Source organism: Arthrobacter sp. H-02-3 (assembly GCF_003097355.1).
In the GTDB taxonomy this organism is placed as follows: Bacteria; Actinomycetota; Actinomycetes; order Actinomycetales; family Micrococcaceae; genus Arthrobacter; species Arthrobacter humicola.
On the sequence record NZ_PYUI01000002.1, the window covers coordinates 159249 to 186066 of the forward strand.

General features: G+C 66.8%; 25 protein-coding genes. 13 read left to right on the top strand and 12 right to left on the bottom strand.

Going from position 1 to position 26818, the window contains the following annotated elements:
- Positions 1-154: 154 nt before the first annotated feature.
- The 4 genes from C9424_RS03145 to C9424_RS03160 form a co-directional block, all read right to left on the bottom strand.
- Positions 155-418, bottom strand: coding sequence for a GlsB/YeaQ/YmgE family stress response membrane protein (locus C9424_RS03145; protein ID WP_091250134.1), 264 nt, complete (start codon positions 416-418; stop codon positions 155-157).
- Positions 419-646: 228 nt separating this feature from the next.
- The gene (locus tag C9424_RS03150; RefSeq protein WP_116765477.1) at positions 647-1618 is read right to left on the bottom strand and encodes an aldo/keto reductase; all 972 of its coding nucleotides are present in this window, start codon (positions 1616-1618) and stop codon (positions 647-649) included.
- A gap of 97 nt (positions 1619-1715) precedes the next feature.
- Positions 1716-1925 (bottom strand): dodecin, encoded by a 210-nt coding sequence (locus C9424_RS03155; RefSeq protein ID WP_011690139.1) that lies wholly within the window; start codon positions 1923-1925, stop codon positions 1716-1718.
- 52 nt (positions 1926-1977) lie between these two features.
- Entirely contained in the window at positions 1978-2937 is a 960-nt protein-coding gene (locus C9424_RS03160; protein WP_237563265.1) for an SGNH/GDSL hydrolase family protein, read from the bottom strand.
- A gap of 381 nt (positions 2938-3318) precedes the next feature.
- Here C9424_RS03160 and C9424_RS03165 point away from each other — a divergent pair, with 381 nt between their 5' ends.
- The gene (locus C9424_RS03165; protein WP_116765479.1) at positions 3319-4407 is read left to right on the top strand and encodes an IS110 family transposase; all 1089 of its coding nucleotides are present in this window, start codon (positions 3319-3321) and stop codon (positions 4405-4407) included.
- 203 nt (positions 4408-4610) lie between these two features.
- On the opposite strand, the gene C9424_RS03170 is transcribed toward C9424_RS03165, so the two are convergent.
- Positions 4611-5483 carry a GNAT family N-acetyltransferase gene (locus C9424_RS03170; RefSeq protein WP_116765480.1) on the bottom strand — a complete coding sequence of 291 codons (873 nt, stop codon included), beginning with the start codon at positions 5481-5483 and terminating at the stop codon, positions 4611-4613.
- A gap of 226 nt (positions 5484-5709) precedes the next feature.
- On the opposite strand from C9424_RS03170, the gene C9424_RS21285 reads away from it, so the two are divergent.
- Together C9424_RS21285 and C9424_RS03175 are read left to right on the top strand one after the other, a co-directional pair.
- Positions 5710-6120: a hypothetical protein gene (locus C9424_RS21285; protein ID WP_133247473.1), complete on the top strand. Its 411-nt coding sequence runs from the start codon at positions 5710-5712 to the stop codon at positions 6118-6120.
- Positions 6121-6732: 612 nt separating this feature from the next.
- Positions 6733-6990, top strand: a complete 258-nt coding sequence (locus C9424_RS03175) for a metal-sensitive transcriptional regulator (protein WP_116765481.1) — start codon at positions 6733-6735, stop codon at positions 6988-6990.
- A gap of 52 nt (positions 6991-7042) precedes the next feature.
- Here C9424_RS03175 and C9424_RS03180 read toward each other — a convergent pair whose 3' ends face one another.
- Complete coding sequence (locus C9424_RS03180; RefSeq protein ID WP_091250148.1) at positions 7043-7753, bottom strand: FadR/GntR family transcriptional regulator; 711 nt, start codon at positions 7751-7753, stop codon at positions 7043-7045.
- Positions 7754-7971: 218 nt separating this feature from the next.
- On the opposite strand from C9424_RS03180, the gene C9424_RS03185 reads away from it, so the two are divergent.
- The 8 genes from C9424_RS03185 to C9424_RS03220 all read left to right on the top strand — a co-directional run bounded on the left by C9424_RS03185 (position 7972) and on the right by C9424_RS03220 (position 16442).
- Positions 7972-9459, top strand: a complete 1488-nt coding sequence (locus tag C9424_RS03185) for a four-carbon acid sugar kinase family protein (protein WP_116765482.1) — start codon at positions 7972-7974, stop codon at positions 9457-9459.
- Positions 9460-9512: 53 nt separating this feature from the next.
- On the top strand, positions 9513-10412 hold the full coding sequence (locus C9424_RS03190) for an NAD(P)-dependent oxidoreductase (RefSeq protein ID WP_116765483.1): 900 nt from the start codon (positions 9513-9515) through the stop codon (positions 10410-10412).
- A gap of 113 nt (positions 10413-10525) precedes the next feature.
- Positions 10526-11992 carry a GntP family transporter gene (locus C9424_RS03195; RefSeq protein ID WP_116765484.1) on the top strand — a complete coding sequence of 489 codons (1467 nt, stop codon included), beginning with the start codon at positions 10526-10528 and terminating at the stop codon, positions 11990-11992.
- Complete coding sequence (locus C9424_RS03200) at positions 11992-12876, top strand: class II fructose-bisphosphate aldolase (RefSeq protein ID WP_116765485.1); 885 nt, start codon at positions 11992-11994, stop codon at positions 12874-12876. Before C9424_RS03195 ends, C9424_RS03200 begins: the two co-directional genes overlap by 1 nt.
- 171 nt (positions 12877-13047) lie before the next feature.
- The gene (locus C9424_RS03205; RefSeq protein ID WP_116765486.1) at positions 13048-14388 is read left to right on the top strand and encodes an acyltransferase family protein; all 1341 of its coding nucleotides are present in this window, start codon (positions 13048-13050) and stop codon (positions 14386-14388) included.
- The gene (locus C9424_RS03210; protein WP_091250164.1) at positions 14385-14729 is read left to right on the top strand and encodes a GNAT family N-acetyltransferase; all 345 of its coding nucleotides are present in this window, start codon (positions 14385-14387) and stop codon (positions 14727-14729) included. The genes C9424_RS03205 and C9424_RS03210 overlap by 4 nt, the downstream gene beginning before the upstream one ends.
- 143 nt (positions 14730-14872) lie before the next feature.
- Entirely contained in the window at positions 14873-15634 is a 762-nt protein-coding gene (locus tag C9424_RS03215; protein WP_116765487.1) for a hypothetical protein, read from the top strand.
- Between the two features lie 25 nt (positions 15635-15659).
- The gene (locus tag C9424_RS03220; protein WP_116765488.1) at positions 15660-16442 is read left to right on the top strand and encodes an SDR family NAD(P)-dependent oxidoreductase; all 783 of its coding nucleotides are present in this window, start codon (positions 15660-15662) and stop codon (positions 16440-16442) included.
- Here C9424_RS03220 and C9424_RS03225 read toward each other — a convergent pair.
- Positions 16367-17539: an FUSC family protein gene (locus tag C9424_RS03225; RefSeq protein WP_116765489.1), complete on the bottom strand. Its 1173-nt coding sequence runs from the start codon at positions 17537-17539 to the stop codon at positions 16367-16369. The genes C9424_RS03220 and C9424_RS03225 overlap by 76 nt on opposite strands.
- A gap of 189 nt (positions 17540-17728) precedes the next feature.
- Entirely contained in the window at positions 17729-19333 is a 1605-nt protein-coding gene (locus C9424_RS03230) for an MFS transporter (RefSeq protein ID WP_116765490.1), read from the bottom strand.
- Between the two features lie 119 nt (positions 19334-19452).
- On the opposite strand from C9424_RS03230, the gene C9424_RS21855 reads away from it, so the two are divergent.
- Complete coding sequence (locus tag C9424_RS21855) at positions 19453-19962, top strand: hypothetical protein (protein WP_237563266.1); 510 nt, start codon at positions 19453-19455, stop codon at positions 19960-19962.
- On the opposite strand, the gene C9424_RS03240 is transcribed toward C9424_RS21855, so the two are convergent.
- Positions 19959-22454 (bottom strand): ATP-dependent DNA ligase, encoded by a 2496-nt coding sequence (locus C9424_RS03240; RefSeq protein ID WP_237563278.1) that lies wholly within the window; start codon positions 22452-22454, stop codon positions 19959-19961. The two genes, C9424_RS21855 and C9424_RS03240, sit on opposite strands and share 4 nt — an antisense overlap.
- 181 nt (positions 22455-22635) lie before the next feature.
- Between C9424_RS03240 and ku the strand changes: the two genes are divergently transcribed.
- The gene (gene ku / locus C9424_RS03245; protein ID WP_116765491.1) at positions 22636-23667 is read left to right on the top strand and encodes a non-homologous end joining protein Ku; all 1032 of its coding nucleotides are present in this window, start codon (positions 22636-22638) and stop codon (positions 23665-23667) included.
- Positions 23668-23699: 32 nt separating this feature from the next.
- Here the strand turns inward: ku and C9424_RS03250 are convergent, their stop codons facing one another.
- The 3 genes from C9424_RS03250 to C9424_RS03260 form a co-directional block, all read right to left on the bottom strand.
- On the bottom strand, positions 23700-23987 hold the full coding sequence (locus C9424_RS03250) for a DUF7218 family protein (RefSeq protein WP_116765492.1): 288 nt from the start codon (positions 23985-23987) through the stop codon (positions 23700-23702).
- Between the two features lie 377 nt (positions 23988-24364).
- Positions 24365-24646, bottom strand: coding sequence for an HPr family phosphocarrier protein (locus C9424_RS03255; RefSeq protein ID WP_091250185.1), 282 nt, complete (start codon positions 24644-24646; stop codon positions 24365-24367).
- Positions 24647-24718: 72 nt separating this feature from the next.
- Positions 24719-26818, bottom strand: coding sequence for a PTS fructose transporter subunit IIABC (locus C9424_RS03260; RefSeq protein ID WP_116765493.1), 2100 nt, complete (start codon positions 26816-26818; stop codon positions 24719-24721).

Below are 26818 nucleotides of genomic sequence, written 5' to 3' on the forward strand. Positions count from 1 at the left end.
GTATGAGAACGGTCGTGCGTGAAGAAGTGGAGGTTCCCGGGAAATGGCCGTGCCGCCGAAATGTACGGTCGTGACGCCATTGCGTCCGGCCAAAATTGTGCGAAAAAACCGGCCCCGGGGATCACCCGGGACCGGTTTCCGTTCAGTTTCCGCGTTAGCGGACTGAACGCTTGCTGATCATGCCGTAAACGAGCAGGACGATGATCGCACCGCCGATGGCCAGCAGCCAGGTCGACAGCGAGAAGAACTCGTTGATGCCAACACCGAACAGTGCACTGCCGATGAATCCGCCCAGGAGAGCGCCGACGACGCCCAGGATCAGGGTGATCACGATGCCACCGCCCTGACGTCCCGGGAGGATTGCCTTAGCGATTGCGCCGGCGATGAGGCCCAGAATCAGAAATGCGAAAAAACCCATTTTATCGTTCCTTCTTCTTTCATTGAGGAGGCACCCGGATCGCCGGGTGCGCTTCATCCTTCTGCCCTAATACTAATCATGCTTAGTATAAAAGAGCCACCCGACTACCGGCAGGCTTCGCCGGCAGGTGGCGGAAACGCCTGAAAATGGCTGGAAGGTTCACTCGGGATTCATCCCGGATTAGGAAATCGTTCCAGTGCCCACAGCGTTCCCAGAGGCTGCCACGGCCTACCAGGCGTAGTCTTCGGGTGCCGTGCGGTGTCCCGGGAAGATCTCGTCGAGGCGCTTGAGCGCGTCGGCGTCGAGCTTCAATTTCTGCGCCCGGATGGCACCTTCGAGGTGCTCGAGCGTGCGCGGGCCGATAATCGGAGCGGTGACTGCCGGCTGGTGGAGCAGCCACGCGAGCGCCACATCGCCAGGCTCCTGGCCCAGTTCGTCGGCAAAGTCCTCGTAGCGTCGGATCTGTTTCTGGTGTGCCTTGAGCGCCTCGTGGGCGCGGCCGGCGACGCGGCGGACGCCGTCGCGCTCCTTCTTCAGCACCCCGCCCAGCAGGCCGCCCTGCAGCGGCGACCACGGCAGGAGCCCCAGGCCGTACTGCTGCGCGGCCGGAATCACTTCCCGTTCCACGTCCCGGGTCAACAGGTTGTAGATCGACTGCTCACTGACCAGCCCGTTGTAGTTCCGGCGTGCCGCTGTTTCCTGCGCGCGGGCAATGTGCCAGCCGGCGAAGTTGCTGCTGCCGCTGTACAGGATTTTGCCTTGCTGCACGGCGACCTCGACGGCCTGCCAGATCTCCTCCCACGGCGTGTTCCGGTCCACGTGATGGAACTGGTAGAGATCGATGTAGTCCGTCTGCAGCCGTTTCAGGCTGGCGTCCAGCGCCCGGCGGATGTGGAGCGCCGAGAGCTTGGACTCGTTGGGCCTGTCCGTCATGGTGCCGAACAGCTTGGTGGCGAGCACCGTGCGCTCACGGCGCTCGCCCCCCTGGGCAAACCAGCGGCCGAGGATTTCCTCGGTCCAGCCGCGGTGGCTCGACCCGCCGTACACATTGGCGGTATCGACGAAATTGATGCCGGCTGCCTGCGCGGTGTCCAGGATGGCGAAAGCCTCCGCCTCCCCGGTCTGCGGGCCGAAGTTCATGGTGCCCAGGCACAGACGCGAGACTGTCAGGCCGGAGCGGCCCAGATGCGTATAGCGCATGAAGCGTTCCTCTCCGTCCTGACCTCCTCCGCCCTGACGCGTTGCGGGTTGGCTCCGAAGGCGGCCCGGTGCGCGCCGCTGCCGCTCCGAAGCGGGGTCAGCGTTCCAGTCGGAACCCGAGCTTGATGGTGACCTGCCAGTCGGCGACCTGACCGTTCTCAAGGTGGCCGCGGATTTCCTTGACTTCGAACCAGTCAAGGTTCCGCAGAGTCTTGGCGGCTTCGGCAATGCCGTTCCGGACGGCCGCATCGACACCCTCGTTCGAGGTTCCGACAATTTCAGAAATGCTGTAGGTGTGATTAGACAACTTCGCTCCTCGTGATCGCCATCGATGCCCGGCTGTGGGCCGTTCCTGCAGACTAGCCCACGGAACCCGGCCGGACTAGGGGTGCGGGGCCCGGGCTCCGGGACCCGGGGGGCGGCCCCGGCAGCGGGCGCTTGGCCTGGCGGGGTAGGGTGTCGGCCCGCGGCCTGATCCGGCTCACCATCCAGGGCAACATGTAGTGCGCCATCCAGGCGAGGTCCCCGGCTCTGGTTTCCCGCCAGTTGCCGGGCGGCATGGGCTTGGGTTCCAGCGGCCGCAGCCGGTGCGGCACGCTGAGCGTGTCCAGGACCATGGCGGCAATGGTGTGGTGCCCCAGCGGCGAAAAGTGAAGGCGGTCAGGGTCCCACATCCGGGGATCGCTCAGTTGCCGCAGCGCCCACAGATCGGCGATGACCCCGTCATGCCGGGCGGCGATGACGCGGATATTCTCGTTGAACACCGCGACCTTGCCGCGGATGTGCCCAAACACGGGTGTCTCGCCCCAGTCCGGGCCGGTAAACAGGACCACCGTCGCCCCGGTGGCGGAGAGCGCGGCCACGGCATCGTCAAGGGCGGCGGCCATCCGGTCCGGATCGCCGCGATGGAACACGAGATCGTTCCCGCCGGCCGAGAGGGTGACGAGGTCCGGCTTCAGGTTCAAGGCCGGCCCGAGTTGCTGGTCAAGGATGTCGCGAAGGACCAGGCCGCTGATGGCCAGGTTGGCGTAGCCGAACTCGCGACCCTCGCCGAGTTCTTCGGCAATGCGGTCGGCCCACCCGCGCATGCCGCCGGGGCTCAGCGGTTCCGGGTCGCCGACGCCTGCCGTGAATGAATCCCCCAGGGCGACGTACCGGCTCCACGGCTGTGAATGCCAGGCGCCGTACTGCCCCCGTGCTGAGCCCTGTTTCCCCGGCGGCCATGGCCCCGGGGAGGGGGTGTTGGAGCCGGTATGGCCGGCGTCCGGCTCGGGGAACCTGGCGGCGTTCACATCACCAGCAATACGCCGATAATGCATGCCGCACAAGGTACTTATGCCCCTAGCGACCCGTCGTGGAGACGCTCCCATGGCCGCTCCGGAGCCTGTCCCGGAGCCCGCGTCGCTGTGAGTCTTGACAGTGGCTGGTCCGGGACTGGCTGGCAGGATGGGTGCAGGCCGTTCCGCCCCGTGGATGTGACTCACCGCACAACTGACCCGCACGGTGTCTTTAAGTAGATTTGTCGGTCCATTGGGTGGTCCGGCCGGCACCTGTCCGGCCCACCTCGGTAGCTTGATCAGAAGATTGTCCACCCCTTTTGCGGGCGTGACCCCTCACAGTGCTGTTCCTTGGTGACCTATACCCGGGCTGGCGCCGGCCAGCGACGGCCATGACCGTGTCCGTGAAGAGGAAAGGTACCAATGACCGCCATGTCTATCGTCGCGCATACCCATCCATTCGTCGTCGGTGTCGACACGCACGCCCGCAACCACGTCTACGCGATCCTCGCCGCGAATACCGGCGCCTTGCTGGAATCCCGGGATTTTCCCGCCACTGGTGCCGGGATCAACCGCGCAATAGACTGGGTCGCCCGCCGCACCGATGGTAGTGCCGATACTCTCTGGGTGATCGAAGGTGCCGCATCCTACGGGGCGATCCTTGCCGGCACCGTGGCCACCCACGGTTTCCCTGTGGCCGAGGCACCGCGCATGGATGCCAGGAAGCGCCGTGGAGTGGGCAAGACCGATGCCCCGGACGCCCACCAGATCGCCATCTCGACCCTGCCCCTGCCGGTGGACAAGCTGCGCCGCCCCCGCCTGCATGACGGGATCCGCCAAGGCGTGAGGATTCTGATTACGGCCCGGGGATCCATGAGCAAGGACCGCACCCGGTCGATCAACGCGCTCAACGCCCTGGTGCGCGGCAATGACCTGGGCATCGACGGCCGGAACAAGCTCACCAGCACCCAAATCACTGAGGTCTCAAAGTGGCGGTCCCGCGAGGAAGAACTCTCCTTGTCCATCGCCCGCACCGAGGCCGTGCGGCTGGCTAGACACATCCTGCTTCTCGACGAGCAGCTCACGGCCAACGAGAACCAGCTCGATGAGTTGGTCAAGGTCAGTGAGGCCGCACCCTTGCTGGAGGAAACAGGGTTCGCAGCCATCAGCGCCGCGAAGTGCCTCGCTGCCTGGTCACACGAAGGAAGAGTCCGTAACGAGGCGGCGTTCGCATCCCTGGCCGGGGTGAGTCCCATACCCGCATCATCCGGGAACACGGTCAGGCACCGACTGAACCGGGGCGGAGACAGATCCCTGAACAGTGCCCTGCACATGGTCGCGGTCACCAAAATGACCCATGACACCAAAACCCGCGAGTACGCCGAAAAACGACGCGCCCAAGGGAGAACCAACAAGGAAATACGCCGCTGCATCAAGCGCTACCTCGCACGCCATATCTACCGCACGCTCAACGCCTCAGCAACACAAACGCCTTTGGCTATGGCAGCGTGATTCAGGACCGGTGTGGCGTTGCGACGACAGCTCTCCTTAATCCGGTAGCAGCAGCGTCATCTCCACATTCCGCGTTCTGTGTGCCCGGTAAATGATCCGTCACCGGGCGCTACGAGGTCACATCATGGTCCGGGCGTGGTGCCCATTAAAGGATCCCTAACCGGACTCCAGCTGCGTCGTCCGATATACCCAGCGGAGTGCGGCTAGGCCGGGATCTCGAGGAGCTCCAACGGCCGTCCTGTTAGGACCGGGATGTCCTGGAGTGTCGGATAGAAGTGTGGATCAGTGATGTGACCGTCGAACATAACCGGATTACTGCCCGCATCTGTCAGTACTTCCGCCATGCAGGCTGCGACGTCCTGCCGCGCGGAAGCACTGGTTGGATCGAGGGACTCGCAGATTGCCTCGACTTCGGGATCCTGGTCCGTACCAAACACAAAGCACGCCGCTGTAATCCGGTTGTCCCTCAGGACGAAGACGCTCCGGGACTGGTCCAGTTCTTCTTTGATCATTGGACCAAATTCCGCGAGGAGCGTTTGTCGTCGAGCGGTGGGCGACCAGGTGGCGTGCACGACTGCATACATGTCCGTCCATGCCTCCGTCAGCTGCGGGAGTGTGAAGCGATCGCCCGCACAGACAGCTTCGCCGCGGTTTTCGCTTGCCCAAAGGCGCACCTCCGCATGTGAGGCATCGATCCGCTCGGGCGGGCACAACTGGTAACGCACCGCACCGAGTGATTTGTAGAAGGAATGAGCCACTGTGCCGGGATGGGCCTTGACCGAGAGCGGCACTCCTCTTCGGGTTTTCACGGCATTCACCAGTGCAGTCCCAACACCCTGACGCCGGAATTTGTCGGGAACGAACATGAAAACGAGGTCACGCGTCGGATGAATGGCGTTCGTGGCGGTGACAACGATTCCTGCCAGCTCGTCGCGTACCTTTGCCACCAGCGAGGATCCTCCAGCGCGCCATCCGTCCGCGCGTGCCCATGGCGCGTCGCCTAACAAGCTGTCCGCATCAGCGATGGAGGCCGCCATCAGGCTCAGGCCTGCTGGCGGAGACGCAACCGTCGTCATGGGACCTACCCTAGCTCCCACGACAGGACGCACGGCTCGATCCTTGATGTCACGTCCGTTCAGGGAACCCTCTGCGGGACTCCTCTGTGTAGGGAACTGAGAATACTGCCGTCAGGTGTTTGATGTCCCAGCATGATCACGTTGATCATGCTCGAGTAGGTGGGACTGTCCAGGATTTCAGGATGCCGTCCCAGACCAATTGGCCCCGACCTATAGGATCGAGACCATGAAAATCCGTTCGCTGGCAGCAACCCTAACGGGATGTGTTTTTCTACTTCTCTTGGCTTTATTCCTCAGCGCCTGTACGAGCGGACCGGCACCTGATCCCGGTAAACGCGATGCGGCGGTCGCATCGGTTATGCAGGCACTGAAGGCTCAAGACAAAGAGCAATTGGTCAAGCTTGCACAACCCGGCCCGCAGACTGCGGACTCTAACGCCCAGCTGATGCTTTCGCAGTGGGGCGGGGTCAAGGACTCTGGATACACCATTGCCTATTCTTCGGACTCGCCCCCTGACATCGCTGGGGTGCGAGTAAACACCAAGGACCGGTCCGGAAACCCTGTGGACGTTCAATTTTCACTCAGGTGGAATGACAATTCCTGGTTGTTGAACCTCGGCCCCGATTTCCGCGGATGAAGTGACCAGGCGCTAGCGCCGGCCCTTGACGGAACCAATGGGGCTCCTTCGGATTTCCCGCGGGATACTCCGAGTGATCCCGCTGCCACTTGTAGGAACGGGTGGCACTCCGACCCCGTCCGGTAGAGGGTCGCTCACCGCTCTGCACATTCCAACTTCGGTGTCCGGCTCCCCACCAATAGGGCAATGTACGTTTACCCCGCACGGTGAGCATGCACGCTGAACGGGGGTCAACTGCAACTGTCTGTTCCGTCTCATATCCCTTGGGATACGAGAGGTCTCACAGGCTTGCCCCGCGGGAGTATGTTCCTGTCTAATCCCGGCACTTGCCCAAGGGTAGACAGGCCTCCGTCGGACACAACTCCGCAAGCTTCGCCAGCAACCAAAACAACGGGGAGAAAAAAGCTGGTTGGCAGACTGCCAAGCCTGACTCCTACCGCTTGACAAGACATAGAAGCGTCTACTTATGCCCCTAGCGACCCGTCGTGGAGACGCTCCCATGGCCGCTCCGGAGCCTGTCCCGGAGCCCGCGTCGCCGTCGCGGCGACGAGGTCCTCCAAATACTCAGGGGGGTATGATATAAAAGCTGACGCATCGAACCCGGAGGAACAAATGGAACTCGATCCCACAGACATGAAGCCTGTCATCAACCGGCTTCGCCGCGCCCAGGGCCAGCTTGCCGCGGTCACCCGGATGATCGAGGAGGGCCGTGACTGCAAGAGCGTCGTGACCCAGCTGGCTGCCGTATCGAGCGCCCTGGACAAAGCCGGATTCTCCATCATCGCCACGGGCCTGCAGCAGTGCATGCAACAGGAGGACCCAAGCCTGGGCCGGGCCGAACTGGAGAAGCTCTTCCTCTCGCTCGCCTGAGTGCTTCCACCGGGCGCGTCCGCTGTGGCCCGCCCGGACCGGTGCGTCGGTGTCAGGCGGTACCGTCGCCCAGGACATAGGTCTTCAAGTCATCCAGGGTCTGCTGCATGTGCGCGTCCATGGCATCGCGGGCGCGGTGCGGATCCCGTGAGGCCAGGGCATCCGCGATGTTCTGGTGGTGTCCGATTGCATGCTCCTGGATGTCCGGCACCTTGGACGTTTCCGTCCGCCGCTTCTCCAGGACGCGGTGCAGCGGCTCGAACAACACAGCGACGAAGACGTTGTCCGACGCCTGCAGGATGAGGTCGTGGAAGGCCAGATCCGCCTCCACGAAGGCCGCCAGGTCGTTGCGCTCGTGCGCCAGCCGCATCTTTTCCACGTGCGCGCGGAGGGTCTGGATGTCCGAATCCGCCATCCGTCCGGCGGCCAGCTCGCAGGCGCCCGTCTCCAGCATCCGGCGCAGCTCGATGAGCTGAATAGCGGCGGAGGCGTCGTTGGTGCCTTCCGAGGCCGCCCGCAGCACCGCGTCGAGGGAGCCCCAGCGGTTTACCGGGTTCACGAACGTGCCCCGGCCGCGTTCCACGCTGAGAATCCGCTGGGCTTCGAGGGTCTTCATGGCCTCGCGGACCGTCATTCGGCTGACCTCGTGCCGGGAGCTGAGCTCCAGTTCGCCGGGGACGCTCGCGCCGGGCGGAAATTCGCCGGCAATGATCCGGTCCAGCAGTTCATCGGCCACTACGCCGACCAGCGATTTCCTAGCCAATTCTCCCCGTCCAGCGACTCCGCTTTGCCTGAAGCTCTGCCTGATGTTTTGTCTCACGGCATGTTCCCTGATGGCCAAGTCTACTTGCGCGTCGTTGTGCCATATGCCACACTAACACTCGGAAATAAGATGTCTGACATCTTACATTTAGCCTCAACTCCGGTTCCCTCCCGGGCCGTAGCTTTTCACCGATAGATCCCCACACAATGGAGTGCATAGTGCCCCTCGAAGCAGACGTGCTGGCCGCTTTCCCCGCGGAAGTACAGATCCCCGCCCGGCTAGTGGCAGACAGCGTGGCCGCCTCGTCCGAGGCGTCCCCCCGCGTCCTGGTAGTGCTCGACGACGACCCCACCGGCACCCAGTCCGTGGCGAACCTGCCGGTTCTCACGCGCTGGGACGTGGCGGACTTCGCCTGGGCCTTCGGCTACGAAGTCAACGGCCAGCGCCAGCGCGCGGTCTACGTGCTGACCAACACCCGCAGCCTTGACCCGGCAGAGGCGGCGTCCCGCAACGAGGAGATCGTCCGGAACGCCCTCGCGGCCGCCGCATCGGCTGATCCGGCACTGCGGCTTAGCTTCGTCAGTCGCAGCGATTCCACCCTCCGCGGCCACTACCCGCTCGAACCCGACGTCATCGCCGCCACCGTCACCGCCGTCAACGGCGAGACGACGGACGGCGTCGTGATTGTTCCCGCGTTCCCCGATGCCGGCCGCGTGACCATCGGCGGCGTGCACTTCATGCGCGGCACGGGCGAGGACGCCGGACAGCTCACCCCCGTGGCCGAAACCGAATTCGCCCGGGACGCCAGCTTCGGTTTCGCCAATTCGGAGATGGCCAAGTACGTCGAGGAAAAGTCGAAGGGCCGGTTCCCCGCGGATTCGGTGATCGTGCTGGATCTGGACATCATCCGTGCCTCAAATGATCCGCTGATCTCCGCCAAGGCCATTGCCGACGCCATCGAACCGGCCACCGACTCCACGCCGATCGTGGCGGACATCGTCACCGAAAACGATCTCCGCGCCCTGGCCCTGGGCCTGGAAGAAGCAGAGCGCCGCGGCAAGAAACTGCTCTACCGCGTAGGGCCGCCCTTTGTCCGGGCACGGATCGGCCAGGAAATCCGCACCGAACTCAGCGGAGACGAAGCATATGCCGGCAACACGCCGTCGGAGGCCGGCGGCCTGATCGTCGTCGGCTCCCATGTCGGCGTCACCACCCGCCAGCTCAACGCACTCACCGAGCAGCACAGCGCGGCGCGGATCGTGGAGATCGACGTCGAACAGCTGCTCGGCGACAACGCGGGGGCGTACCTCGACGAAACCGTCGGCACGGTGGTCGCTGCCCTCCGCGCCGGCGACGTGATCGTCCACACCAGCCGGCTGCTGATCAAGACCTCCGACGCCGCCGAAAGCCTGCGGATCGCCCGCACCGTCTCAGCCGCCGTCGTCGCCGTGGTGAACCGCACACTCAAGACCTTCCCGCCCCGCTTCGTGATCGCCAAGGGCGGCATCACGTCCTCGGACGTCGCCGCGCACGGCCTGGAAATCCGCCACGCAATCGTCCGCGGACCCATGCTGCCGGGCATCGTGAGCCTCTGGGAGCCGATGGACGGCCCGGCCAAGGGCATCCCGTACATCGTCTTCGCCGGCAACGTCGGCGACGACCAGTCCTTGGCCCAGGTCACCCGCAAGCTCAGCAGCACCTTCTGAACCCCCGCTTTCCTTCCGCCTCTTTCCCCGCTTCAATTTCAATGGAGAAGATCATGACCACCGATTACAAAGTCACCGTTCTGGGCCTGGGCGCCATGGGACTGCCCATGGCCGCGCGCCTCGCCACCCGGCTGACCGTCCACGGCTTCGACATCGCCGAGCCCCGCCTCGCGCTCGCCCAGGAAGCAGGGGTCCGCACCTTCGGATCCGCCCGCGAAGCCGCCGAGGGCGCCGACGCCCTGCTGCTGGCGGTGCGCAACGGCGAACAGCTGGACGACGTCCTCTTCGGCGAGCACGGCGTGGCCGCCGTCCTGAAGCCGGGCGCCGTCGTGATCCTTGGCAGCACCGTGGGCACCGAAGCCATCCCGGCCACCGTTGCCCGCCTCGCCGAGCACGGCGTGGCCCTGGTTGACGCACCGCTCTCCGGCGGCCCGAAGCGCGCCGGGGAAGGCGACCTCCTGATCGTCGTCGGCGCCGAGCCGGCCGCCCTCGAAACCGCCCGCCCCGTCCTGGAGCTCCTCGCCTCCACCCTGACCGTGGTGGGTGACAAGCCCGGCGACGGCCAGGCTCTCAAGACCGTCAACCAGCTGCTCTGCGGCGTCCACATCGCCGCCGCTGCCGAGGCAATGGCGCTGGCAGACGCCCTGGGCCTGGATCAGGCCAAGACACTCGCTGCCCTCGAGGCCGGCGCGGCGGGCTCCTTCATGCTCTCCAACCGCGGCCCGCGCATCCTGGAGGCCTACACCGAGGACGGCGCCGAGGTTCTCAGCCGCCTGGACATCTTCGTCAAGGACATGGGGATTGTCGGCAAGGCCACCCGCGCCGCCGGCCTCGCCGCCCCCGTGGCCGCCGCCGCCGAGCAGCTCTACCTCCTCGGCCAGGCCCAGGGCCTCGCCGCCGCTGACGACTCCGCCGTCATCAAGGTCGTCGCACCCAGCAAGCGCACCGCCTAGACAGCCCTTCATCAGCCGGCGAGGGCGGATCCCCTCCGCCGTCACCGGCCCCCTCCCCGCCACTTTTCCCGACGACGTATCGACGACCTTCCTGTCAAAGGAGACACTCCCTCATGACCCCCCTGCTCAATTTCCTGATGGTGCGCGCCGCCGACGCGCCCGTCATCAAGCCGGCCGTGCAGCTGGGAACTCCGCTGCTGCTGACCATCGCGGCTGCCGGCGTCGCCCTGCTGCTGATCATGATCATCCGCTTCAAGATCCAGGCCTTCGTGGCCCTGCTGACCGTCAGCATCCTGGTGGCCGTCGCCGCGCAGATCCCGCTCAAAGACGTCTTCACCGTGGTGGCCAACGGCGTGGGAAGCACCATGGGCAAGGTCGCGCTCCTCATCGCCCTCGGCGCCATCCTGGGGCGCATGATCGAAATCTCCGGCGGCGTGCAGTCCCTCGCCGACCACTTCACCGCCAAGCTCGGCGCCAGGCGCGTGGCCGTGGCCCTCACCGCCGTGGGCTTCCTCGTCGCGATTCCGGTGTTCTTCGAAGTCGGCATCATCGTGCTGGTGCCGATCGTCTACGCGTTCGCCAAGATCGCCAACGTCCACCCGGTCAAGTTCGGCCTGCCCATGGCCGGCATCATGCTGGCCATCCACGTGGCCGTGCCGCCGCACCCGGGCATTGTGGCCGGTGCCGGCGTGCTCGGCGCCGACATCGGACTGATCGCCCTGATCTCGCTGACGATCTGTGTCCCGCTGGGCTTCCTGTCCTACTGGGTTGCGTCCATCATGAACCGCAAGAACTACGATCTGCTGCCCACCGTCAAAGCCCAGGTGGACGAGTTCGGCTCCGATTCCCTGGTCCGCGTCGGCCACGAGGGCCCGGGCAGCAAAGCCATGGCCGCGCCCCGCCCCGGACTGATCATCTTCCTCATCGCCACCCCCATCGTGCTGATCCTCCTCGGCACCGTCGGAACCCTCGTGATCGACAAGAACAACTTCTGGTACGGCGTCTCTGCCTTCGTCGGCAACCCCGTCTTCGCCCTCCTCGTCGCTGTGGCGCTCTGCTTCTTCCTCCTGGCCGTCCGCCGCCGGTGGTCGCTGACAGCAACCGGAGAAATCTTCGAAGGCGCCCTGCCCCCGATCGCCTCCATCCTCATGGTGGTCGCCGCCGGCGGCGTCTTCGGCAGCGTCCTGCAGGTGAGCGGCATCGGGGCGGCGCTCTCCGAGTCCCTCGACACCCTCGGGGTTCCGCTGCTGCTGCTCGGCTTCATCATCTCGCTTGCCCTCCGCGCCGCCCAGGGCTCGGCCACGGTAGCGATCGTCACCACGGCCGGCCTGCTCTCCTCGGCCGTCGCCGGCGGCGGCTACACCCCGGCCCAGATTGCCGTGATCGTGATCGCCATCGGCTTCGGCGCCCTCGGTCTGTCCCACGTGACCGACGCCGGCTTCTGGGTGGTTGTGCGGTACTACGGCCTGACCGTCGCCGACGGCCTCAGGACCTGGACCGTGCTCACCACCGTGCTGGGACTGGCAGGGTTCGCCCTGACGTTCGTGGCCTGGATGCTGGTGGGAGGCCTGAGCGCCTGATGCGTACCCGACTCGACGCCCTGGTCAGTGCCGCCCTGCAGCAGGGCTCGGCCGTGCCGGCGTTCACCTGCTACGACTTCACCACCGCGCTCGCCGTTGTGGCGGCGGCCGAAGAGGCCGGCCGGGGCGCCATCCTGCTTGTCGCGCCGAAGACCGCGGCCACGCCCAACGGGCTGCGGCTGATCGCCGCCCTCCGCGGGCTCGCCGACGCGGCCGGAGTACCGGTTGCGGTGCAGCTGGACCACGCCACCGATCCCCAGGTGATCGCCGAAGCCGTCACCGCGGGCGCCGACTCGGTGCTGATCGACGGATCCTCGCTGCCTTACGAGGAGAACATCGCCCTGGTCCGCGGCGTCCGAGCGGACCTCGCCGCGCAGGGCAATGCCGACGTCGTGATTGAAGCAGAACTCGGCGGACTGGCCGGGGACGAGGACCGGGCCTTCGGTACCGGCGCCGCAGACGGCGCAGGCAGCGCCTCAGGGGAAGACCCCTCCGGCCTCACCGACTCCGCCCAGGTGGAGGACTTCGTGGCCCGCACGGGGGCGCAGCTGCTCGCCGTGGCCGTGGGCAACGTCCATGGAAAGTACAAGGGGGAACCCCGGCTGCGCTGGGACGTGCTGCAGGACATCGCCGTGCGGACCCGGATCCCGCTGGTCCTGCATGGCGCCTCGGGCATCCCGGCGGCGGAACTGGTCAAGGCCGCGGCCATGAACGTGGGCAAGGTCAACTTCAACACCGAGCTGCGCACTGGCGTCCTGGCCGTCCTCGAGGAACAGACCGCCGCCCACAGGGCCGACGGCGAGAACCTCCAGGCATTGCTGGGCCTGTGGGATGCCTCCGCCCGGGGTTTCGCGGCCACCGCCCTCGCGACGCTCTCGCGCTGAGCACGCCGGCAGCGCGCCACGGCGTGCGCGACGCCACTGCCCGTCGTCGTCCCGGCCCCCGGGTCCGCACCGCCTGATCGCCGGTGCGGAACCGGGCCGTAGGACCCCTCGCCGATAGGCCTCCCAAGGCCGACAATGGAGGCAACACAGCAGGCCTTCCCAGGGGGCGCCATGGTTCCACAGCAGCGGGCAACCGGCGGCCCGGCCCCGATGCCGGTCCGCGACCCGGTGATTGACCTTGCCAGGTTCTTCTGCCTGACACTTGTGGTGGTCGGACACACCATGATGGTGAGTCCCGTCCTGCACGCTGACGGCACTGTGACCAGCGAAAACACCCTGGGCAATGAGCACTGGTTCGAACCCGTCGTGTGGGTCCTTCAGATCATGCCGCTGTTCTTTGTGGCCGGCGGAATCACCGGGCTGCAGTCCTGGCGGCGGCTGCGGGCCAGGGGCGGCAGCGCCTTCGATTTCATGCAGATGCGGCTGCTGCGGCTGATCCGTCCTGCTGCCGTACTGCTGGCCGTTATGTTCACCGGCCTGTCGCTGGCCCTGCTTTCGGGGGTTGACCCTCAGGTGATCCAGTTACTCACCAGCGGGGCGGGAATGCCGTTGTGGTTCCTCGCCGCGTACCTCGCCGCGCAACTCAACCTTCCCTGGCTGGCGGGCCTGCATGCGCGCGCGCCCTGGCTGACCCTCGCCGGGCTGATTTCCCTGGTGGTGACGGTCGACTGCCTGCGGGGGGTGCTGCCGCAACTTGCCTACCTCAATATGGTGTTCGTGTGGTGCGCTGTCCAGCAGCTCGGATTCATCGTGGCCGACACTCGAGGGCCGAAGCCGGGCGGGCTGGCATTGTTTGGCCTCATGGTCGCCTGCAACCTGCTGCTGGGACTTCTCGTGCTGCTGGGGCTGTACTCCGGGAACATGCTGGTGAACCTCAACCCGCCCAATCTGACGCTGGTGCTCCTAGGGATCTCGCAAGCCGCCGCACTCCAGCTCTTCCGGCCGGTGCTGTCCCGAATCGCGTCCCTGGCCTGGGTGGGCCGGCTGGTGGGCGTGGCTGGCAGTCGATCCATGACGGTCTACCTGTGGCACCTGCCCCTGCTGGCGGCGATGTCCGGGGTGTTGCTGCTGACAGATTTTCCCCAGCCGGCCGGCGGATCCGCGGCATGGTGGTGGGGGCGTCCGCTGGTGCTGATGACCGTCATCGCGCTGTTGCTGCCGATTGTGGCGCTGTTCGGCCGGCTGGAGAATCGGCCGACGTCGTCCGGCCCGTCACCGAGCCGCCCGGCGGCGGCTGTGCTGCTGGCCGCCGTCGCCGTTTTTGTTCCGGCGGTCCAAGCGGCGCTCAACGGGCTCACGCTGGGGCTCCTGGGCGGCGGCGCCGGGTGCTTCGCGCTCGCGGTCGTGCTGCTGGGACGGATTCCGGCCCGGCTCATTACGCCGGCCGAACGGTCCGGCGGACCAGAACCGCCATTGCCACACCCGCCATTAAGTGCCAATGTCGAACCATGACGGAGAACTCGGCAGCCACGGAAGACCCCTTCAGCCCGGACGTTGCCACCACCCGCAACGACGAGCTGCACCGCTACGAGCTCCACGTCGGCGGCAAGCTCGCCGTCCAGGTGCGCTTCATCGACCGGCCGGGTCACATCGACTTCATCCACACGGACACGTCACCGCAGTTCCAGGGCCAGGGGCTCGCGAAAGTGCTGGCGCATTTCGCCCTCGACGACGTGGTGGCCTCCGGCAAGCGGATCATCCCCAATTGCCCGTTCATGTACCGTTATCTGCGCAGGCATGAGACGTACCACCAGTACGTGGACTGGCCGGAACGGGCACCCGAGGGAGCCTAGCCCCTCGGGCAGGGCGGCCCAGGCTGGCAGGGGCCCGGAACTGCCATGGGCGTCGGGCCCGGCTTGTGAGCCGGACAACAACCTCGTAAGGTTTGAGCAGAGTTATGCAGTTGGCTCTTGGACAGGTCCCTTTGGAGAACCCCATGAACCATAAACTGCGTGTGCTTGTCCGTGTCGACGTCGATCCCGCACATGTCACCCTCGAAGTCACCGGCTGCGTTACCCAGTCTGATTCCGCTGCGCTCCTGCATATCGTGCGCCGCGCGTGCCGTCTCGGAGCGGGAGCCGAGGTGGTGATCAACCTCCACGGCGCCTCCCACCTGGATCCGGAAGTGCTGCTTGACCTTCGGCGGCTCGCGGACAGCGGACCCTTGCCGGCCCCTGACGCCAGGGACTCGGCCGTGCCCGTGCTGGTCCGACTCACCCTCGACGAGCCGGCCGTTTTGCCCATCTGCCTCCTGCACGTGGGACCCGACGCCGAAGTCCTCGCCGGACTCGAGACCGATTTCCGAGCGGGCCCTGTCACCGTCTCGGCCGGCACCAGCGAACCGGCCGGACTGCTCGACGTCGGGTTCGGTTCCGGACCCGATTCCGGGCCGGGGGATGCCAACAGCCCGCTGGCCGCGGAAACCGGCGGAGTCAATGACTTCGGCACCATCAACGGGCTGGCGCTCTCGGAGTACTTCGAAGGCACGCTCGATCCAGCCGCCACGGTCCGTGCCTTGTCCGACACCGCGCTGTGCCGCCTCGCGGACGCCCTCTACCGTCACCTCGACACCAGCAGCCCGTCATTTGGCGCGCATACCTGGTACGAGCTCGCGGCCGAAGAGCTCCAGAACCGCCACCTGACGGAGGGGGAAGGCCCCGAGGAGGAAGAACTGGCGTCGGACACGGCCTTGGCCTGAGCCTGCACGAGGCTAGGCTGTCGCTATGAACCCACACACAGCGTCCACACCGGGCAGCACCGCTCTCATCACGGGCGCAACAGCTGGCCTCGGCGCCGAGTTCGCCCGCCAGCTTGCAGAGCAGGGCCACCGCGTCGTGCTCGTGGCCCGCGACGCCGGTCGCCTCGCGGCCACTGCCGCGGAGCTGGAGAACCGGTACGGGTCCCCGGCGGAGACGATCGCCGCGGACCTGACGGACGACGCCGGGATCGCCGCCGTCGTCGCGCGCCTCGCTGATCCCGCCCGGCCCGTGGAAATCCTGGTCAACAACGCGGGAATCGGGTTGCTGCGGTCGTTCGAGGACAACGACATTGCCGAGGAGAAGCGGCACCTGAAACTTCATGTTGAAACCGCCATGGAGCTGACCCATGCCGCCCTGCAGGGCATGCTCGCCCGGCAGTCCGGCAGGATCATCAACGTCGCCAGCGTGGCGGCCTTCCTGCCCCGCGGCACATACTCGGCGGCGAAGGCGTGGCTGCTGAGTTTCTCGCGCTGGGCCAATATGGCCTACGCGGCGCGCGGGGTGCAGGTCACTGCCGTGTGCCCCGGCTTCACCCACACGGAGTTCCACGACCGGATGGGGATGGACAAGACCGTGGCGCCGCGCTGGATGTGGCTCGAGGCCCGCCAGGTGGTCAGCGAGGCCCTGGCCGATAACGCCAAGGGCAAGGCCGTCTCGATTCCCAGCAGGCGCTACAAGGTCCTGACATCGGTTTCGCGGGTGCTCCCGTCGCGGCTCGTCGCCGGACCGCCGCGCCGCGCGAAGTAAGAGCGGCGGGTTCCTCCGGGGCCGGCCGCGCGACCGTGCCGGATCAGTCTGGGCCGGATCAGTCCGGGCCGGATCAGTACGACGACGAGGATCCCGACGGCAGCGCCCACCAGCGTCTCGACGGCCCGTTCGGACACCAGGACCTGCGGGTCGGCCGGCGCCGCAAGCTGTCCGATGAGCAGGATCACCGGGGTGAAGGAGATCATGGCGAGGCCGTAGTGCCGGGTCATGAACAGCTCCGTGCTGAACTGCAGGACGATCACGAGGCAGGCCATGACGGCAGCCGCCTGGCCGGGGAAGGCCTGCAGCGGTGATCCCGGCCAGGGGAACAAGACGGCTGCCACCACCACGAGGCCCAGGAGTGTGCCGACGATCCTGTGGATGCCGCGGTACACGCTGCTGGGCAGATCCGCCCCGGCAAGCGGCACCGCGGCGGCGGCCATGGCCCAGTGCGGGTGGCCGCTGCCGCTGAGGACACCGATGGCCCCGGCTGCGCCGACGGCGCTGACGTAGCGGGCGGCGTGAAGCCACGCGGCCCGGCGGCGTTCCCCGCGCAGTACCGTGACATCCCGCCGCCGGCCGCGCTGCCAGGTCCGGCCCCGGAACCAGCCGACAAAGCCGACGGCGATCGAGAACGCGGCCGACCCGGCGGCGATGAGGACGGCGGCATGCCAGGGGACGGTGGCGGGAACGGACGCGCACGCCCCCAGCGCCAGGATCCCGAAGAAGGGCCCGGCCGGTTTCAGGGTGGTCCTGTCCGCGAACAGCGACCCGGCGCCGGCGAACACGGCCTCCGTGATCACCAGCGCCCACGAGTGGATGTGATGGACCGAGAGAAGGACTCCCGTTCCTACGCCGGTGAGCAGCAGGACAGCCGCCTGGCCTTGGTGCCGCAGCCGGAGCTGATGGGGCTCGGTGCGGCCGTACATGCCGGTCAGTGCGCCGAAGACGGCGTAGGCGATCAGCTCCGGGCGCCCGCTTGCCAGCAGCGCGAGGGACGGCACGGCGACGCTGATCGCCACCCGCCACGCCGACACGTGGTCTTTGTTGGCCGGGGCCAGGCTGTGCAGCGAACGCACGTGGCGCTGCAGGGACATGAGACTGCCTCTCGGCTTTCTCCGGGGTTTCCCCGGGTTCTCCGGGATTCCCCGGGGGTTGATCGGAGGGCGGACACGCCTAAGGCCTGTTCCGTATGGATCCCCAACGGGTAAGCATACGGAACAGGCCTCAAAGGGCGGGGCTGTTACGGAGTCCGGACTAATGCTGCCGGCCCGGGGCGGGCCGGACTAGGCCCGAGCCGGGACTTTCCCGGCGTCGACGCGCCCTGCTGCCGAGTCTGCGGCCGGGGCCGGGACCATCGGCATGTCCATGTGCTCGAGGTCGATCAGCGGGTTTTCGTCCTGTGTCGCGACCAGTTCGCGGGCCTCGGCCTGGGTGTCCACGCTCGGCATGGAGCCCGGGAGCGGCATCTGGGCGGACTCCTTGAGGAAGTAGATCGCCACTGCGCCGATCGCCGAGGTGGCCATCAGGTAGTAGGCCGGCATCATGTCGTTGCCGGTTGCATTGATGAGGGCGGCCACGATGAACGGCGTGGTGCCGCCGAAGATGGCCACGGAGAAGTTGTACGCGATGCCCATGGCGCCGTAGCGGCTGGCCGTCGGGAACTGGGCCGGCAGGGCAGAGGCCAGGTTGGCCACGTAGAAGGTCACCGGGAAGGCAATCAGGGAGAGGCCGGCCAGGGTGGACCAGATTTCGCCGATGCCGATGAGCAGGAACGCCGGGGTAGCCAGGACAACCGTGCTGATGGCACCGATCCACAGCACGGGGCGGCGGCCGATCCGGTCAGAGAGCTTGCCGGTCAGCGGGATGCACAGGCTCATGATGACCAGTACGGGGATGGTCAGCAGCGTGCCGTGCAGCTCGTCGTAGCCCTTGGACTCCGTGAGGTACGTCGGCATGTAGGAGGTCAGGGCGTAGCCGGCGGTGTTTGCCGCCGCGACCAGGATCATCGCCACGATCAGGGAGCGCCAGTACGCCTTCACGATGCCCACCGGGCCCTTGGAGGCTGCGGCGTCCGAGGCGGTGGCGTCCTTGGCCAGGTTTTCCTGGGCATCCAGGGTGGCCTGGAACTGCGGGGATTCCTCGATCTTGCTCCGGAAGTACACGGCGATCAGGCCGAGCGGACCGGCAAGCAGGAACGGAATGCGCCAGCCCCACTGCTCCATGGTGTCCTGGCCGAGGGTCAGTTGCAGCACCGAAACGAGTGCCGCGCCAAGGGCGAAGCCGAGGTAGCTGCCCATGTCCAGGAAGCTGGCGAAGAATCCGCGCCGCTTGTCCGGGGCGTACTCGCTGACGAAGGTGGTGGCACCGGCGTATTCGCCGCCGGTGGAAAAGCCCTGGATGACCTTGAACAGGACCAGCAGGACCGCGGCCCAGATGCCGATCTGGGCATAGCCGGGCAGGAGCCCGACGGCGAAGGTGCTGGCGGCCATGATCATCAGGGTCGCGGCGAGCACCTTCTGGCGGCCTACCTTGTCGCCGAGCCAGCCGAACACGACGCCGCCGAGGGGGCGGGCGATGAAGGTGGCGGCAAAGGTTCCCAGCAGGAACAGGGTCTGGACGGACTTGTCCGCGTCCGGCAGGAACACCGGTCCCATGGTGGTGATCAGGTAGCCGAACACGCCGACGTCGTACCATTCCATGGTGTTACCCACGATGGTGCCGCCGAGCGCTTTCTTGAGCATCGGCTGGTCGACAACGTTGACGTCGGACTCACGGAGTCGACGGCGACGCAGCTTTGGTTTCTTCGCACCGTTGGGTGCCACTTGGTTGGTTCCGCTGGCGTTCAAAACGCCTGCTGAAGAGTCGGTCATGCTTCGGTCTGTGGGCATTTGGGCCACTCCTATGGAGGTCATTTGCTTGCGACTTGTAGCTGCCCCGCTCTGGGCAGGCTTTCAATTTTACGGGATTTCTCTGGAGTTTCCGAGTTCGGTGCCGTATCATCCGGCATTTGAGGTTCTATTTGGGGGCAATTGTCCATATTCTTTTGCCCTGTTTCACCGCGCGGTTACTGGGAACCGGCACTGCCCGCGGTGCCGCGGCCAAAATTTTCCTCACCACCCCCCGCAAACGCTTGTTCTTGGGCCGGATTCAGGCCGAAGGAAAGTCCGCCGGCACCTGCTACAGACATCTCATCCCTGCAGTCCTACGATTGATGAACACTTCATTTCACAGCGGTTATATGCAGCGGAAAGGAAGATCGATGGCGGATCATCAGTTCGGAGAAGAAATCGAGCCCGAGGTTGCGAGCCATCTGGCGCAGTCGATGGATGAGGCTCCCGGACCGGAGGCCTTGCACCACGTTCCCCCGGCGGCAGCGCAAGGACAGCAATGGCCGGACGGCAGCGGCAAACACCGTCATCCCAAGGACCGTGACACCACTCGCGGACGGCAAGGCCAGCAAGTGGCCGACGCGGCAATCCACCGGCAGAGCCGTCCGCAGATGCCCCACCACGACTAAGGTCCCGCGGCAGGACCGGCGACAGGTTCGACCACGACGTCGGCTGGCGTCTTATCCAGGCGCCAGCCGCGCCACACCGGGTGCCGCAGCTTCCCGCCCCCGGTCCAATCCCCGTAGCTGACCTCGCCGACGAGTTTTGCACTCACCCAATGCGCGTCTGCGGCATCGGCGTCCGGCACCTCCCGGAACGGGGATGTCTTCCGGGGCAGGGCGTCCAGTTGTTGCCGGAGTTCCTTCAGCTCGCGGGTGCTGAAGCCGCTGCCCACGCGCCCCACGTACCGGAGCTTCGAGCCATCCGGGATCCCCAGCAGCAACGAGCCCACGGATTCCCGACGCTCGCCGTTTCCGGTCCGCCAGCCGCCCACCACCACTTCCTGGGTCCGCTCAAGCTTGAGCTTGAGCCAGGACCGGCTACGCTGGCCGACATAGCGGCCGTCCGTGCGCTTGGCCATGACCCCCTCCAGTCCCAGCTCAGCGACGCTTTCCAGGATGTGCCTGACGCTGATTTTGTGCGCGTCGCCGGCGTCGATCACGCCGGAGAGCTCGATGTGGGCGCCGGAGGGGCGGAAGAAGCGCTCGAGCCGGAGCCGGCGCTCGCTGAGCGGCAGGGGCCGCAGGTCCTCGCCGGCGTCGAAGAGGAGATCGAACAACATCAGCCGCACCGGAGTCGAGTCCTGCGCTTTTGCGACGTCGGCGGCCTTCGTCAGTTTCATGCGGCCCTGCAGCAGGCCGAAGTCCGGCCGGCCCGTGCGCCCGACGGCTATGATCTCGCCGTCCGCGACGAAGTCCTGTTCCGGCCAGAGGGGCCGGTCCGTCAGTTCCGGGTAGCTCGCGGACATGTCGTTGCCGTTGCGGCTGACGAGCCTGACGGTCGTGGCATCGCCGATGACCAGGGCCCGGACGCCATCCCACTTGAGCTCAACCTGCCAGTCCTTGTCGGCGAGGTCGGCAGCGGTCCCGGCGCTGGCCAGCATGGGGCTGAAGCCGGAGACATCGGGTGCCGGTGCAGGGTCCGGGACCTGTGCCCGGCCTGGTGGCGGATCAAGTCCCGGGGCCGCCGGCTGCCCGGGGGAGCCGCCGGGCGCAGCCTCCTGCCCGCCGTCGGGCGCGGCGTCCTGTCCTGTCTCTTGGTCTGCGGGCGCTGCTGTCCGGTGCCCCGTGTGCGGCCCCGCCGGGTCCATCAGGTGGATGAGCCACTGGTCGTCGGCCTGGCCGGTGTGAATCAGGGCGAACCTGCGGGTGCCGCCGAGGCCGCCGCCTTCCGCGCCGGTCAGCGTGGCAATGACCTCCTTGCCGGCGATCCACTTTTCGCAGTCGTAGTAGCCGCGGTCCCAGACGCTGACCGTCCCGGCGCCGTACTGGCCTTTGGGAATGACACCCTCGAAGTCCGCGTAGTCCAGCGGATGGTCCTCGGTCTGGACCGCGAGGTGGTTGGTGGCCTTGCTGGTGGGGACGCCCTTGGGCAACGCCCAGGACACCAGCACGCCGTCGCGTTCAAGGCGGAAGTCGTAGTGCAGCCGGCTGGCGTGGTGCTCCTGGATGACAAACGACTCCCGCAGCGGACCGGCGCCAGCGACGGTGCCGGCGGCGCGGGCGTCCGCCGCGAAGGGTTCGGGGGTGGAGTTCGCGTCCCGCTTCGCGCGGTAAGACTCAAGCCGGGGATCGGCGGCGCTGCCGCCTGAGACCGCGGCGAACGGGTCCTTGCCGGACTGCACGCGCTTCATGACCTCGTGGTAGTCCAGCTGGCGCAGGGACGCCGAGCTGAGCTCCCGCCAGGTCCGCGGCGCCGCCACGGTGGGCCGCAGCCGCCCGCGCAGCGAATAGGGCGCGATCGTCGTCTTCGCCGCGCTGTTCTGGCTCCAGTCGACCAGGACCTTCCCGGTGCGAAGGGTCTTTTTCATGTCGCTGACCACCAGGTCCGGATGGTCCGCTTCCAGGGCGCGGGCCAGTTCATGGGCGAAGTCCGAGATCTGCTCAGAGCCCCGGGTTCCGTCCAGCGCGGCGTAGAGATGGATGCCCTTGCTTCCGCTGGTCACGGGGACGGGGTCCAGGCCGACGTCCTGCAGGATGGCGCGGGCCAGTTTGGCCACTTCCGCGCATTCGGCCAGCCCGGCCCCGTCGCCGGGGTCCAGGTCCAGCACCATCCGGTCCGGCGGCAGGGCTCGGCCGTGCGAATCCACCCGCCACTGGGGGACATGGATTTCGAGGGCGGCGATCTGGGCGAGCCAGGCGAGGGTGGCGGCATCGTTGACCAGGGGGTACTGGTTCGTGTGCTCTTTGTGCTTGATGGCCGCCCGGGAAATCCAGCCGGGTGCCGATTCGTCCAGATTTTTCTGGAAGAACACTTGCCCCGGCTCCTCGGCCGTTCCCACGCCGTGGACCCAGCGTTTCCGGGTGGCCGGCCGGTTCCGGACCGCCGGGATCAGCACCGGCGCGACGGCGGCGTAGTAGGCCAGAACGTCTGCCTTGGTGGTGCCGGTTTCCGGGTACATGACCTTGTCCAGATTGGTCAGGACGAGCTCGCGGCCCTCCACGAGGACCCGTTGCCGGCCGTTTGCCGGGGGCGTGTTTTCCCGCTGGGCATCCCGCCCGGCGGCCGGCTGCTCGTCCGGCTGCGTGGTTCGCTCAGCCAACAGTCTTCACCTCCGAACCGCTCTGGTGTTCACTAGTCCCATGAGAGCCATCTGGAAGGGCGCGATCGCATTCGGGCTGGTCAACGTCCCCGTCAAGGTCTACAGCGCCACTGAGGACCACGACATCAGCCTGCACCAAGTCCACAACGCCGACGGCGGACGGATCCGCTACCAGCGCCGCTGCGAGGTCTGCAGCAAGATCATCGACTACGAGGACATCGACAAGGCCTATGAAGACGACGGCCGCACAGTGATCCTGACCCGGGAGGAACTGAAATCCATCCCCGCGGAGAACAGCCACGAGATCGACGTCGTGCAGTTCGTCCCGGCGGACCAGCTCGATCCCATCATGTTCGAGAAGAGCTACTACCTGGAACCGGACTCCAAGTCGCCCAAGGCCTATGTGCTGTTGCGCCGGGCCCTCGAGGACACCGACCGGGTGGCGATCGTCCAGTTTGCGCTGCGGGAAAAGACCAGGCTGGGGGCCCTGCGGATCCGCGGCGACATCCTGATGCTGCAGTCGCTGCTCTGGGCCGACGAAGTGCGCGAGGCCAGCTTCCCGGCCCTCGAAACCTCGATCCGCATCTCCGCCCAGGAACGCGAAATGTCCGCCGCCCTGGTGGATTCGATGGCCGCGGACTTTGACCCCGAACAGTTCACGGACGACTACCAGCTCCAGCTCCGCCAGCTCATCGACGCGAAGCTGGAGAAGGGGGAGTCCCTGGACACCGAAGAAACGTTTGGCGCCGCCGCTGCCGAAACCGGCACCGGCGAAGTGATTGACCTGATGGAGGCCCTCAAACGGAGCCTGGAGAAGAAGCGCGGAGGTGGTACGGCGGCTACCGGGAGCGGGTCGAAGACCGCGGTCGAGGCGCCGGCCAAGGCACCGGCCGGGGCCGTCTCCAAGGCTGCCGCCCCCAAGGCTGCCGCCAAGAAGACCCGCGAAGGCGGCGCCACTGAAAGCAGCGCCGGCGAAAGCCGGGCCGCCACTGCGAAGGGCGCGGCGCCTAAGGCGGCTCCCAAAGCGACACCATCCAAGACCACGGCGGCAAGGGCGCGCAAGGGCGCCTGAGACCGTGGACAGGGATGCCGCGGCCATCAGACTCAGGAGTTCCGCAGGGCGGAGATGAGCTCGCTCTTCTTCTTGGCCGAGTAGCCCTTGAGGCCGATCTCCTTGGCCCGTTCCTTGAGCTGCGGGACCGTCCAGTCCTCGTAGTCCCCGGCCTTGCCGCCCTTGCGGCCCACCGCGGACCGGCCGCGCTTCGCCGCCGCATTGGAGATCCGGGCGGCCTTCTGTTTTGATGCGCCGTCCTCGACCAGCTTCTCGAAGAGCTCGGGGTCCTTGATGCTCGGGCTCTCTGAACCGCGGGGTTCGCCCTTCTTCGTCGGCATGGCTACCGCTCCCGGGTCTCGTCAGCGGCCGGTCCGGCGGCGATCTCCCTGAACGGCGGCCGCCGGCGTCGGGTGGCCGGCGCAGCAACGTCCGCCCCGATGCTCTTTTGCACGCGTGTCACGCGATCATCTCCTTCGGCTGGGAACCATTCCGCGACGGCCCGCGGACGCTGCCGCCGCGGATTCCAAACTAGCCGCGCCGCAAGGCGGTGACAAGCACTTACTAAGCCCGCTGACAACGATCGCGGATAGCGCACAGGGCCCCGGCGATGCCCGGGAACACGAAGGCCCGGCGCGCCCCCTCGTCGGGGGCGGCCGGGCCTTCTGATGCTGCTTGTTACTGCCGGGTGTCCGGGCGCAGGCGCCGGACGGTGCGGCTATTCGGCGTCGTGATCCGTCTCAAGGATCTGCACGAGGCGATCCAGGGCGGCGTCGGCGCCTTCGCCCTCGGCACGCAACACCACAACCTCGCCGTGCGAAGCGCCCAGGCTCATCAGCGACAGGATGCTGGCGGCGTCCATGGCCTCGTCCTCCGGCTCGCCCAGGCGGGCGATCGTGATCTCGAGGTGGTCGAACTCGCCCGCAGCCTCGGCGAAGATGGCGGCCGGGCGGGCGTGCAGCCCGACGCGGCTGGCAATGGTGGCGTTACGTTCGGTCATTTCTGCTCCTTGAAGTCAGCTTGGGTGTTTATCAGCTGTGAATATCTGCTTGGAAAGTCGCCCTGGACTGGCTTAGGCGGCTACGGGAACCGTTTCCACCGTATCAACCGGCTTCTTGACTGCCCAGCGCTTGAGCCCGATCACGGCGAAGGCACTCACGACCGTACCGGCCGCGATCGCGACGACGAACATCAGGAAGGGATCGATCGCGAAGAAGACGAAGATTCCGCCGTGCGGGGCCTTCGATCCCACCCCTGCTGCCATCGAGATGGCACCGGTCACGGCACCGCCCAGCATGCTGGCGGGGATGACGCGGAGCGGGTCGGCGGCGGCGAAGGGGATGGCGCCTTCGGAGATGAACGAGGCTCCCAGCAGCCAGGCGGCCTTGCCGTTTTCCTGTTCCGCCAGGCTGAAGAGTCGCTTGTTCAGCACGGTCGAGGCCAGCGCCATGGCCAGCGGCGGGACCATGCCGGAGGCCATGACGGCCGCCATGATCTGCCACGGTGCCTGGTTCGTGATGGACGCGGCTCCCAGGCCGGCGACGGCGAAGGAGTAAGCCACCTTGTTGACCGGACCGCCGAGGTCGAAGCACATCATCAGACCCAGGACAATGCCCAGGGCGATGGCGCTGGCGCCGGTCAGGCCGGCCAGGAAGTTGTTGAGCCCGGTGGTGACGGCGGCGACGTACCTGCCGAGGAAAATGAACAGAATGCCCGATGAAACGAGCGACGCCACGAGCGGGATGATAACCACCGGCATCAGGCCGCGCAGCCAGCGGGCCACGTTGAGCTTGCCGATCGAATGCGCCACGTAGCCGGCGAGCAGGCCGCCCACAATGCCGCCGAGGAAGCCTGCGCCCATGAAGACGGCTACGGCGCCGGACACGAAGCCCGGGGCGATGCCGGGCCGGTCAGCGATGCCGTAAGCGATGTAGCCGGCCAGTGCGGGCACGAGGAAGCCTAGGGACAGGGCGCCGATCTTGAAGAACACGGCACCCAGGTACGCGCCCATCGGGCCCCACGCCAGTTCCGGGTACACGGTGGGCAGATTGAAGAGGCTGTTCTCTGCCAGGATCTTGTCCGCGAAGCCGGTGATGGTGTAGCCGCCCAACAGGAAGCCGAGGGCGATCAGCAGACCGCCGCCTGCCACGAACGGGATCATGTAGCTGACACCTGTGAGCAGCGCCTTCTTCAGCTTCGTGCCGATGTGCTCGCCCTTTTCCTCGGCGTTGTGTTCGGCCTGGTCCTCAGCGAAGTGCGGGACGCGGCGGGCGTGCGGGTTGTCCGCGGCCGCCAGTGCTTCCGCAACCATCTTGTCCGGTTCGTCGATGCCGCGCTTGACCGGTGCGTTGATCACCGGCATGCCGGCGAAGCGCTCCTTGCCGCGCACGTCCACGTCCACCGCGAAGATCACGGCGTCGGCGGCGGCGATCACGGCGGGGTCAAGGGCCTTGGCGCCGGAGGCCCCCTGGGTTTCCACCTGCAGGTCCACGCCGACTTCCTTGGCCGCGGCGACCAGCGAGTCGGCGGCCATGTAGGTGTGGGCGATGCCGGTGGGGCAGGCCGTCACGGCGACGAGGCGCTTGGGGCCTTTGGCCTTCGCCGTGCCCGTGCCTTCCCCGGCAGTGCCAGCTGCGGCCCCAGTGGCTGCGCCAGTGCCAGTGCCAGCGCCAGCGCCTGCGGCGGCAGCGGCCGGCGCGGCAGCGGCGTGGGCGGAGGGCTTGTCCGCCAGTGCGGCTTCGACGAGCTCGACAATCTCCGCCGGGGAGGTCGCGGTGCGCAGGCTGGCCGTGAAGTCCTTCTTGATCAGGGACCGGGCCAGCTTCGACAACAGCTTCAGGTGCTCCTGGTCCGCGCCCTCAGGAGCGGCAATGAAGAAGATCAGGTCCGCGGGCCCGTCCTTGGCGCCGAAGTCGACCGGCTGGGACAGCCGCGCCATCGCCAGGGTGGGCTCGGTGACCGCCGTCGAGCGGCAGTGCGGGATTGCGATGCCGCCCGGGACACCCGTGGCGGTCTTGGACTCCCGGGCGAAGGCGTCGGCGAAGAGGCCTTCGACCTCGGTGGCGCGTCCGTTGGCCGCAACTCTGCCTGCCAGGTGCCGGATCACGTCCTCGGGCGAACTGCCCAGGTTCTGGTCGAGCTCGACCAGTTCGGTGGTAATGAGCTGAGTCAC